Source organism: Bradyrhizobium sp. Arg237L (assembly GCF_029990105.1).
GTDB lineage: Bacteria > Pseudomonadota > Alphaproteobacteria > Rhizobiales > Xanthobacteraceae > Bradyrhizobium.
Window position 1 is genome coordinate 26174 of record NZ_JAQMIL010000091.1, and the last position, 11512, is coordinate 37685.

The 11512-nt window shown below is 65.1% G+C and carries 8 protein-coding genes; 4 read left to right on the plus strand and 4 right to left on the minus strand.

Features of this window, described 5'->3' with window-relative positions; all coding sequences use genetic code 11:
- Positions 1 to 84: 84 nt before the first annotated feature.
- Positions 85 to 468, minus strand: a complete 384-nt coding sequence (locus OZ411_RS37605) for a phasin family protein (RefSeq protein WP_130581234.1) — start codon at positions 466 to 468, stop codon at positions 85 to 87.
- A 336-nt stretch (positions 469 to 804) separates the two neighbouring features.
- On the opposite strand from OZ411_RS37605, the gene OZ411_RS37610 reads away from it, so the two are divergent.
- Complete coding sequence (locus tag OZ411_RS37610) at positions 805 to 4179, plus strand: PAS domain-containing protein (RefSeq protein ID WP_282531971.1); 3375 nt, start codon at positions 805 to 807, stop codon at positions 4177 to 4179.
- Positions 4180 to 4421: 242 nt separating this feature from the next.
- The gene (locus tag OZ411_RS37615) at positions 4422 to 5246 is read left to right on the plus strand and encodes a metallophosphoesterase (protein ID WP_130583092.1); all 825 of its coding nucleotides are present in this window, start codon (positions 4422 to 4424) and stop codon (positions 5244 to 5246) included.
- Here the strand turns inward: OZ411_RS37615 and OZ411_RS37620 are convergent.
- From OZ411_RS37620 to OZ411_RS37630, 3 genes are all read right to left on the minus strand, one after another.
- Positions 5185 to 5670 carry a cyclic nucleotide-binding domain-containing protein gene (locus OZ411_RS37620; protein ID WP_282531972.1) on the minus strand — a complete coding sequence of 162 codons (486 nt, stop codon included), beginning with the start codon at positions 5668 to 5670 and terminating at the stop codon, positions 5185 to 5187. The genes OZ411_RS37615 and OZ411_RS37620 overlap by 62 nt on opposite strands.
- Positions 5671 to 5785: 115 nt before the next feature.
- Complete coding sequence (locus tag OZ411_RS37625) at positions 5786 to 6313, minus strand: Tautomerase enzyme (protein WP_282531973.1); 528 nt, start codon at positions 6311 to 6313, stop codon at positions 5786 to 5788.
- Positions 6314 to 6415: 102 nt separating this feature from the next.
- Complete coding sequence (locus OZ411_RS37630) at positions 6416 to 7435, minus strand: helix-turn-helix domain-containing protein (protein WP_282531974.1); 1020 nt, start codon at positions 7433 to 7435, stop codon at positions 6416 to 6418.
- Between the two features lie 260 nt (positions 7436 to 7695).
- Between OZ411_RS37630 and OZ411_RS37635 the strand changes: the two genes are divergently transcribed.
- Together OZ411_RS37635 and OZ411_RS37640 are read left to right on the plus strand one after the other, a co-directional pair.
- Positions 7696 to 8724 (plus strand): Fe(3+) ABC transporter substrate-binding protein, encoded by a 1029-nt coding sequence (locus OZ411_RS37635; RefSeq protein WP_282531975.1) that lies wholly within the window; start codon positions 7696 to 7698, stop codon positions 8722 to 8724.
- A 145-nt stretch (positions 8725 to 8869) separates the two neighbouring features.
- Positions 8870 to 10468: an iron ABC transporter permease gene (locus tag OZ411_RS37640; protein ID WP_282531976.1), complete on the plus strand. Its 1599-nt coding sequence runs from the start codon at positions 8870 to 8872 to the stop codon at positions 10466 to 10468.
- Positions 10469 to 11512: the final 1044 nt, after the last annotated feature.

Consider the following 11512-nt stretch of genomic DNA (forward strand, 5'->3'; position numbering starts at 1 on the left):
GACACCGGTTCGCGTGAAGAAAACGCGTCAAAACAAGGTTCTAGGGCTTCGGCTCTGATTCAATCAGAACCGAAGCCCTAGATCTCATGATTTCGGCTTGATCGCGTCCATCGCGGCGCGGCCGACGATCTGGCCCATTTCGCTCGCCTGCTGCGCCAGCGTGCGCATCTGGGCCTGCACATATTCGCTGTGCAGCCGCATCACTTCGCTGACGTCCTTGGCCTTCACGAGGGATTCCGCATAGTCCAGCGACGCCTTGACGTTGTTTTCGGCGTAAGTGAGCGCCTTGCTTGAAATGTCCTTGGCGCCGGCGCGAACCGTGGCGCTGCGCTCCTCCAGCGAGCCCGCAGTCTCCTGTGCGCTGGCCAGAAACTTCTCGAAGGTCTTGCGAGCCTGCTCGAAGCTCGCCTCCGCCATCGATCGTACGTCCTTCGGAATCTCGAAACGGTCCCGCGCATCGTTGCTCATGGTCCACTCCTTGTTCTCTGCCAGGCCTTTTTGGCCCTTTCCTCCCGTTCGGTCGCATCAGCCTACCGTCAAAAGACCTCGCCCGAATGACGTAAGCTTTTTTTGCCATCGTGAACTTTTGACGCAGGTTTGCAAGGTACAACGCCAAACCGGGCTTGATCGTTCGGGCGAGTTAACGTTATCGCGGCTTTGGATCGTGGGTAGTTTGGCGAGGCCGTGGACCTGCCGCGTCGCACTTGCGATACTAACGGTCTGTTAAGGCTGTCATCGTTTGGCCGCCGATTTCTTTCAGCCATCGGCGAGCGAGAAGCGAAACCGTGCGGTCAAGTTGTCGCGATGAATAGTGCGGAATTCCAGTTGCAGGGCCTCGGCGATCCGCGGCTGGCCGTGCATGCAACGAGCCCCCTGCCCACATGGCTGTGGTCGATCGACGGCAAGCGGGTGTTGTGGGCCAATCCGGTCGGCGCGCAATCGTTCGGCGCCGGGAATGGCGCGGCGCTTTTGGGGAAGGTATTCGGGCCGGCCGACCAGCATCGGCGGCAGATCGCGCAGCTCGCCGGCCGCCTGCCGCAAAATGGCGCGGTGCGGCTCGAGCGGCTGCGCGGCTTCGGCGCGCCGCCTGGCATGCTCGCCACTTGCGCCTGCTCGCGGCTCGAATTCGCCGACGGCCGGCATGCCGTCTTGATCGCCGCCGCCAGCGGCGCGATCAATCGCACGATGCCGCTGCTCGAAAGGCTCGCACGCCTGGTCCGGGGTGTCGATGTGCCGATGGCCGCGTTCGCGCGCGACGGCATGTTCGTCGGCGCCAGCGACGCCGCCCGGGCGCTGCTCGGCTTCCGCAATCTCACCGAGGCCGGCCTTGATGCCGCGCGCGAAGACGCGCTCCGGCGGGGCCGGGTCGAAACCTCCTTCCGCATCGGCCACATGGTGCTGCAGCGCGTCGGCAGCGGCGCGGATGTCGGCCTCATCGCGCTGATGATGCCCGCGGTCGCAGAGACCGAGGCCGCGCCCTCTCCGCCGGAAACCGCGACCGGCCCGGCGGCCAGGCAACCATTTTACGAGCAGCCCGCGCTGTCAGGGGAAGCGCCCGCCGAATTCGCGCTGTTCGATGCGCTGGATACGGAACCCGAGGAAGCCGAGCCCTCGCCCTTTATCGAGCCGGTCGCCGACGAGCCGTCGGTGCCGGTCGCAACGCCCTTGTCCTACACGACGCCGGATGGACGCACGCCGGCCGGCGCGTCCGAAAAGACGCCGTCATGGCATGACGAGCCGCTGCCAAATACGCGCCGCTACCCGCTGCGCTTCATGTGGCAGATGGACCGCGAAGGCCGCTTCTCGCTCGGCTCGGACGAGTTCACCCGGCTGATCGGCGTGCAGGCGGCGGCCGGCTTCGGCCGGCTGTGGAGCGACATCGCCGACAGGTTCGGCCTCGATCCCGAAGGCCGGGTGATGAAGGCCTTTGCCACTGAGGATACCTGGAGCGGCATCACGCTGAACTGGCCGGTCGATGGCGGCGGCCGGCTAAGGATCGAATTGTCGGGCCTGCCGATCTTCGACCGCGCGCGCAATTTCGCCGGCTATCGCGGCTTTGGCGTCTGCCGCGATTTCGACGGTCTGGCGCGGCTGGAGGCGCTGCGCCGCTACGAATTTTTCAGTGGACCGCCGGCCCAGTCCCTGTCCGCCGACACAATTCCGGCCGAGCCTGAGCCATTGGAAGTGCGAGAAGCGCCGCGGCCCGAGGTCTCATCCGGCGCGGCGCCGCCGACAGAGCCCACTGCGGCATCTGCAACCAGTGCGGAAGTGCCCGAGCCGAAAGCGTCCGAGATTTTACAACAGAGCGATTTGGAAACGACTTTGGATACGCCCAAGGACATCTCAACGGAAACGCCGGTCGAGGCGCCCGGCAACGTGCTGCCATTCCGTCCGCCCGGCGAACCGAAGCCGCCGTCGCTGACGCCGGTCGAGAACAACGCCTTCAACGAACTGGCGCGGCAATTATCGGCGCGGCTCGAAAGCCAGATCGCCGAAGCGTCGACGCCATCGGCCACCGAAGAGCTGGTCGCCGAAGCACCGCCACCGCCCGTGGAAGCGCACGAACCAGCCTTCGAGCCGCCAAGCGCGGAGCAGCCCGCTGCTGCTGCGCCGGCGACTGTTGCGCCGGAATGGCTGAGCGAGCCCGAGCCGGCGCCGCGCGGCGAAGCCAGGCGCGACCGCGCGCTGCTCGACCTCATGCCGACCGGTGTCTTGATCTACCGGCTCGATCGCCTGCTCTATGCCAATCCCGCCTTCCTTAAGCGGATGGGATATGAGAGCGTGCGCGCGCTGGAGGATGCCGGCGGACTGGATGCGCTGTATGTCGAGCCCGGCGTTTCGGCCGCGAGCAGCACCTCCGACAGCGGCACGCCGGTGCGGATCGCAGCAGCCCCGCCGCATGGCGATGCCGGCCATGGAAGCGCGGAGGCGCACCTTCACACGATCTCCTGGGACGGCGATTCCGCGCTCGCTTTGATCTTCGCCGAGCGGCACGACGAGGGCGCGGCCATCGCAGCGGCGATGGCGGCGGAGCGGCTTCCGCCTGACGTAGCTCCGGGGACAGGACTGGCCGATGCCGAGGAGCTCGGCGCCATCCTCGACACCGCGGCCGAGGGCGTCGTGATGTTCGATGCCGAGGGCAACATCAATTCCTGCAACCGCAGCGCCGAGGCGCTGTTCGGCTATGACGGCGACGAGCTCGTGCAGCGCAACCTCGCCGATCTCTTTGCGCCCGAAAGCCAGCGCGTCATGCTCGACTATCTCGAGAGCATCAAGGGCGAAGGCGTCGCAAGCCTGCTCGACCACGGCCGCGAGGGGCTCGGGCGCGTGCGCCAGGGCGGCCTCGTGCCGCTGTCGATCACCATGGGCCGCACCCGCGCCGACGGGCCGAACTTCTTTGCGGTGTTCCGCGATCTGTCGCAGGCCAAGAAGAGCGAGAGCGAACTCCGCGAGGCCAAGCGCCTCGCCGAGCGCGCGGCGATCGCGAAGGCCGACATGCTGGCGCGGATCAGCCACGAAGTGCGCACGCCGCTGAATGCCATCATCGGCTTTGCCGAAGTGATGATCGGCGAGCGTTTCGGCTCGCTCGGCAACGAGCGCTATCTCGAATACATGAAGGACATCCGCGCCTCCGGCGAGCACGTGCTGGCGATCATCAACGATCTGCTCGACCTGTCGCGGATCGAGACCGGCAAGCTCGATCTCGCCCTCACCGACCAGAATCTGAATGAAATGGTCGAAAGCTGCGTCGCGGTGATGCAGCCGCAGGCCAACCGCGAGCGCATCATCATCCGCACCTCGCTGGCGCATATGCTGCCGCCGGTCTTGGCGGATGCGCGCGCGCTGCGCCAGATCACGCTCAATTTGATCGGCAACTCGATCCACCTCGCCAATGCCGGCGGCCAGGTCATCGTCTCGACTGCGTTGTCCGATTTCGGCGAGGTGATGCTGCGCGTCCGCGACACCGGACAGAGCCTCAACGACAATGAGGTCGCCGCGGCCCTCGAGCCGTTCCGCACGCCGGCGCCGTCGGACCAGACCACCGAAGGCTCCGCCGTCAGCCTGTCGCTGACGAAGGCATTGGTCGAAGCCAACCGCGCCAGATTCCACATCAAGACCGGGGGCCGCTCCGGCACCCTGATCGAAGTGGCGTTCCCCCACGCCACCGCGCGGGCGTGAGCACGATCCCGTAGCCCGGGTGAAGCCCAGCGCAACCCGGGACAGGTGCATCCGCGTTCGCGAGGCGGCCCTGGGTTACGCTGCGGTCCACCCGGGCCACGGCGCTGCGGGGATGTGTCGCGTTCGCGGGATGCGACACGGCACAATTATTGCTCGATTTTCCCGACGTGAATGCATCGGCGCCTGACGCGCCCAATTCCTGAGCAATTTGATTTCACCTCATCGATCCTGATCGAGGTCCCATGCGCTGCCTGGTCGTTGCCGATCTGCATTATTCATTGCCGCAGTTCGACTGGCTGCTCGCGGCCGCGCCGCAATTCGATCTGGTGGTCTTTGCCGGCGATGCGCTCGACATCTCATCGATCGTCGATTTCCGCGCCCAGATCGTCGTGGTGAAGAAGTATCTTTCACTGCTCGCAGCGCGCACCCGCGTCATCCTCTGCTCCGGCAATCACGATCTCGACGAACGCAATCCGGACGGCGAGAAGATCGCGCGCTGGGTCTCTGACGCCAGGGAACTCGGGATCGCCGGCGACGGCGACAATCTGACCATCGGCGATACGCTGTTCACGGTGTGCCCGTGGTGGGACGGCCCAAAGGTGAAGGAGCGGCTCGACGCGCAACTTCGTAACGCCGCCGTCAACCGGCCCGCGAATTGGATCTGGGTGCATCACGCGCCGCCCGCAAACTCGCCGACGAGCTGGGGCGGCAAGCGCTTCTTCGGCGATGTCGAGCTGGTGCAATGGATCGAGCGCCATCAGCCGTCGATGGTGATATCAGGCCATGTGCACCAGTCGCCGTTCATTCCTGATGGCTCGTGGTTCGACCGATTAGGCGCGACCTGGGTGTTCAACACCGGCCGCCTCCCCGGTCGTCCGCCGACTTATATCGTACTTGATATCGACCAAGGCAGCGCGTTCTGGCTGGCGCCGGGCGAGGAGCAGACCATCGATCTCAACGCATCGCTGCAGCCGGCCGCGCGGATCGAGAACCCGCCGCCCTGGCTCACATCCTTGGGTCTGATTGCCGATCCGATCCTGGCGCGACCTGCATCGGCGGCAGGTTGATCATGCTCTGCAGGATCTCGCCGACCATCGCCAGATGCGTGCCATGGTCGGCATATTGGTGCATGAGATCGGCGAGATAGGTGGTGGCGACGTTGAGCCGTTGTGCGAGCAGCCGGGCCAGCAGCAGCGCCACTTCCGGCTGCTCGCGCAGGAAGGCCGCCGCATCATCGAATTCATAGACCAGCGAGTCGGATGCAGCGCGCACCGTTGCGGTGTGCGGCTGATCGAGCAGCACACTCATCTCACCGAGCACGGCGCCGGGCTCAGCGAGCACCGCGACCACGGCATCGCCCTTGATCACTTCCAGCCGCCCTTCGATCAGCACGAACAGATGCCCGGTCTTGCCGCCCTCATGGATGATGAGCGCGCCGGACGGCACCTGCCGCCGAACTGCCGCGCCGCAATAATCCAGGATCGCCCGCATCCGAACCCCACCTCCCGGAAGGAAGACTAGGCGCAGACTTCCCCGAGGGGAAACGCATTAGCTGGGCGCGCTGCCCAAATTGTCGGCACTTCGGGGGACGCCGCAGGACGACGCATCAATCGATCCCCTTGCGCGCGGCATCGAGCGCGCCGGCCAAGAGTTCGAGCGCCTTCACGCGGCGCCGTCGTGCCAATCGCTCCTCGCCGACCTTTCGCTCATGCTCGCCGGCGATGAAGGCCTGGATGTCCGGCAACGGACGGATCGCGCCGCGGCTGCCCCATTGGCCGTCCGGCACCTCGGTCGGAAATACCCAGACGCGCGGCGCGACGTCTTCGAACGTACCGCCGTCCGCGCGCACGATAGCGTCGGTGATGTCTTTCACCAAGGCCTTGCGCGAAGCTTCGGTGTACTGCCCTTCCGGCACCGTCGGGACGATGCGGTAACGCGGCGACGCCGAGCGTTGGCCCGCGACGTAGACGGCGGCCGGCCGATGCAGAAACACGACCGTCACGCTTTGGGCGACCTCATTGGCAGGATCGAATCCTTCGTGTCCGATCAGGATATCGCCCAGTTCCTTGATCAGCCGCGCTTCGGCTTCGCTGTTCAATGCCCCTTCGGGAATGGTCACGTCGATCATCGGCATAAAGACCTCCTGTGCTCGTTCGCAAGCCGAGGTCTAGGTGCTGAGCGGTTCTGCCGACAGTGGCAGTATCGCCATCTTTCGAGGAAATTCGGACAGGCGCGGCTATGCAGCCGGCACAGCGCGGGCGTTGCGGCGCGCGAAACGGCGTTGATATTCGCGAGGTGAAAGCCCGGTTTCGCGTCTGAATAGGCGGCGGAAGGTGGAGAGATCGTTGTAGCCGACACGGGCGCTGACCGCATCGACGCTCAAGCCTTTGGTTTCGAGCAGCCGCTTTGCCACATCGACGCGCAGCGCTTGCAGGTACTGGAGCGGCGCCTCGCCGGTCGCGAGCTTGAAGCGGCGATTGAGCGTGCGCTCGCTGACCGCAAGATGCTGCGCGAGTTCGGCGAGGCTGAACCCATGTTGTAGTGACTTTTCCATCCAGCGTTGCGCCCGTGCCACCAGCGCGTCCGAATGCTGCGGCGCGCTCGGCATGCTGGCGTAGGAGGTCTGCGAGACGCGGTTTGACTCGATCAGCATCAACTTGCCGGTTTCGGCCGCCACTTCGAGGCCAGCAAATTTCTCAACCAGGCGAAGCGCCAGATTGAGCGACGTCGTCACCGCGGCGGAACAGACGATGCGGTTCTGCTCGGTCAGGATTTCCGAGACCCGGAGGTCCACTTCGGGGTAACGTTTGGCGAATGCCTTCGCCTTCGCCCAATGCGTCGTGGCAACGCCACCGTCGAGCAGGCCGGCCTCGGCGAGAATGAAACTGCCGGTACAGTAGGAGGCGAGCAGCGCCCCGCGCGCGTGCTGGCGGCGCAGCGCAGCAAGCAGCGGTTCGACAATGTCGATTCTTTCGAAGAAGCGCTCAATGTTGACAACGAAGGGTCCCGGCACGACCACCGCATCCGCGGCGGCACGTGCGCTGATCGGCCCGTCGACGTCGATGACCTGGCCCGAAGCGGTCTCGACCGGCTTGCCGTCCAGCGACTCGACCCGCCATTGCAGCAGCGGCGCTCTTGCCCCGCGATGGTGAGGCCGTTCTGCCCATACCGCATTGGCCGCGGTGAAGACGTCGATCGCCCCCGCCACGCCGGAGGCCAGGATGCCGTCATAGACCCAGATCCGGACGAGCGGCATGGTCCTGTCCGATTTTGCTCATGAGGGGGCGATACTGCCATCCCGCGTTCTGACGAACAAGCCGAACAACAAGGCCTGGAGGAAAATGCCCGGCCCCGACGACACTCCGCAGAGTCGTGGAATCCAAATTTGGAATCGCTCTAAGTCGTTACGCTGGAATCACTCTAAATCATCCCGTTCGCGACATCGGGTCGCGGACATCTTGGCGTCGCCTGCGCTAGGCACTCCGGTACCGCGTGACATCCTGCCGGAGCAGCCTCATGATCAACTTTCGCGTCCTCGCCGCGTCAGCGGCGGTGCTGTGCCTGACTTTGCCCGCCGTCTCGACCGCATCAGCCGACAATAGCGAAGTCAACGTTTACACCTATCGCGAGACCAAGCTGATCCAGCCGCTGTTCGATGCCTTCACCAAGGACACCGGCATCAAGGTCAATGTCGTCTCGGCGAGTTCGGGACTTGAGCAGCGCATCAAGGCGGAGGGCGCCAACAGCCCGGCCGATGTGCTGCTCACGGTCGATATCGGCCGCATCGACGAAGCCGTGCAGGCCGGCGTGACCCAGCCGATCAAGTCGGAGGTGGTCGAGAAGATCGTCCCGGCGCAATATCGCGATCCGGACGGGCATTGGGCCGGCATTTCCATGCGCGCACGCGTGATCTACGCTTCCAAGGATCGCGTCAAGCAGGACAAGATCACCTATGAGGAGCTCGCCGACCCCAAGTGGAAAGGCAAGATCTGCATCCGCTCCGGCCAGCACATCTACAACAACGCGCTGTTCGCGGCCTACGTGGCCAAGCACGGCGAGGCCAAGGCCGAGGAATGGCTGCGTGGCGTCAAGGCCAATCTCGCCCAGAAGCCGTCGGGCGGCGATCGCGAAGCCGCGCGGGACGTCGCCGCTGGCAAATGCGACATCGGCATCGGCAACACCTATTACTGGGCGCTGATGATGAACAACGATCCCGACAAGAAGCCGTGGGCGGAGGCGACCCGCGTCGTGCTGCCGACCTTCGAGGGCGGCGGCACCCACGTCAACCTTTCCGGCGTGCTGCTCGCCAAGCACGCGCCCAACAAGGCCAACGCCGTGAAGCTGATCGAATGGCTCGCCGGCGAACCGGCGCAGCAGATGTATGCCGACCAGAACTACGAATATCCAGTTCGTGCCGGCGTCGCCGTCAATCCCACCATTGCGGGCTACGGCACACTGAATGCCGACAGCCTGCCGATCTCGAAGATCGCCGCAAGCCGCAAGGCGGCGGCAACGCTGGTGGACAAGGTCGGCTTTGACAACTGACCTCTCCGCTTCGCCCCCTCTCCTGCCCGCTGGAGAGGGCCGGGGCGAGGGTGCTGCTGCGATTCACGCCGCCCGAAAAAAGAGAGCGCCCACTCGCGGGACGCGACGCGTCTACGCCGGCCGGATCGCCGCGGCAATCGCGGTGATGACGGCGGTCCTGGTCGCGGCTCCCGTCATCTCGATCGTGTCGCTTGCCATGCAGCCGGCGCCGGAAGTGTGGCACGACCTGATCAACTATGTGCTGCCGGCGGCGCTGCTCGACACCGCGCTCCTGCTCGCCGGTGTCGGTGCGCTGACGCTTCTGCTCGGTGCCGGCACCGCGTGGCTGATCTCGCGCTATGATTTCCGCGGCCGCCGCACGCTGCTGTGGCTGATGCCGCTGCCGCTGGCGGTCCCGACCTATCTCGCCGCTTACGTCTACGCCGATTTGTTCGAGCCGCTCGGCCTCGTCCATCGCACGCTCGCGATCTGGCTGCCGCTGCGTGACGCTGTCGGCTGGCTGCCTAATCTCCGCTCCCTGCCCGGCGCGATTGTCGTGATCGGGCTGGTGCTCTACCCCTACGTCTATCTGTCGGCGCGGGCGATGTTCCAGTTTCAAACCGCCGAATTCGCCGAGGCCGCAAAAACCCTCGGCGCCGGCAAATGGACCGTGTTCTGGCGCGTGTCGCTGCCGATGGCGCGGCCGGCACTTGCGGTCGGCGTAGCGCTGGTATCGCTGGAGACATTGAACGATATCGGTGCCAGCGAATATCTCGGCATCCGCACGCTGACGGTCTCGATCTTCACGACCTGGCTCAACCGCGGCAGCCTCGCCGGCGCTTCGCAGCTCGCCTGCCTGATGCTCGCCATTGTCGCCGGCCTGGTCATCATGGAACGCTACGGCCGCCGCAACACCAATGCCGAGCTCGCCGCCGAAAGCCCACGGCTGATGCCGCGAACACCACTGGTGGGCGCCAAAGCCTGGTCGGTGTTCGCAGCATGCCTGCTGCCGGTGCTGATCGGCTTTGTCGTGCCGCTACTCTATCTTATGCATCAAAGCATCAAGCGCGGGCTGCTCGCCAATTTCGACGCGTCGCTATGGCGCCACGCGTTCCACTCGGTCGCGTTTGCCAGCCTGGCCACGCTGCTGGCGCTGCTGCTCGGGTTCTCCACCATCATCGCCCATCGCTGGCGGCCAAGTCCGTTGCAGCATGTCGCGATGAACATCTCGCAGGCCGGCTACGCGCTGCCCGGCCTCGTGATCGCGCTCGGCCTGCTCGCGCCGGTGCTTGCCGTCGACAATGGGCTGAACGCGCTCGCCGCGTGGACTGGGCAATCGCTGCCGGGATTGATCCTGATGGGCTCGGGCTCAGCCGTGGTGATGGCCTACGCGATCCGCTTCCTGGCGGTGCCGACCGGCTTGCTCAAGGCCGGCTTCGAGCAGATCCCACGCGACTATGACGAGAGCGCGCGTGCCGTCGGCGCCGGACAGGCAACGATCCTGCACTGGATCCACCTGCCGCTGTTGAAGCCCGCACTGTTCGGCGCCGCCATCATCGTCTTCGTCGATTGCCTGAAGGAGCTGCCCGCAACGCTGCTGCTGCGGCCGCTGAATGTCGAGACGCTCTCAACCTCGATCTACCAATTCGCCAGCCGCGGCAGTTTCGAGGAAGGCGCACTCGCAGCCCTGCTCATCATCGCCGCCAGCATCGGCCCGGTGGCGTGGCTGACACGCTTCTCCGACGTGCCGAACGGTCCGGCGTGAGCGCAACACATCGCGAGACGCGCTCGACCCTCTCCGTCATTCCGGGGCGCGCGTGAGCGCGAGCCCGGAATCCATTCCCGCTACCAATCACCACCGTCATTCCGGGGCGTCCGAAGGACGAGCACGGAATCCATCGAGCCGCAGGCGCGAGCAGTGAAATGGATTCCGGGCTCGATGCTTCGCATCGCCCCGGAATGACGGAGGCGAATAATTCGCCAGCGATTCCAAAGTGATTTGCCTCGTCCACTCCTCGCGCGAAAAACATTCCGCTTTCGCCGTCGGGCAAATCAGTGATTTAACTCCGCGCGTCTCAGCGCGAATGAGGGGCGGCTCGCGATCGTCACGAACGTTGCGGTGAGATGCGGTGGACGCAATGCGTGTGACTGACGAGCATGCGCAGTGCGGACGGCGAAGTCGTGTGGTCCTGGCGCCCCGACGCTGGCGCTAAGTTTTTCGCGCGAACAAGTTCGCGCTTGAGGCGACGGTGGCAAGAAAGCCCGGTCACCGGGGAGAGCGCGAAGTAAGCCGTAACACCATCGCGCAGGGAAAGCCGGAATGCTTCGGTTGACCTGTGGTCCTACCCCCGTGCTTTTTGTTGCACGGGACCCACGGGTGCAACCAGCACCCGGCTTTCCCTGCGCCCTCTGATATCGAGGAGGGCGAAACGAGATGCAAAGCTCGGGCGTAACTCGCCGCGAGAACGCGGACTTACATCCTCACGCTGTTTAAAAATTGAATCAGAAACTCTCCCCGTCATCGCGAGCGCAGCGAAGCAATCCATCTCGCCGCTCGTGCAGGCATGGATTGCTTCGCTGCGCTCGCAATGACGATAGTGGAGAGAGTGTACGGGACAACGCTTTCCCGGTGCCCGTTGATGCGCCCTCGCCCCTTGTGGGAGAGGGCTGCTCCGGCGCCAGCAACGAACTCATTTGGGTGAGGGGTCTCTCCCCGCGAGCACCGTCGCCCGCGGAGACAACCCCTTGTATCTGCACGGGCATGATTTGTGCGATGGAAGCGATTTAGCGTCTTGGCCGGTGGCCACCG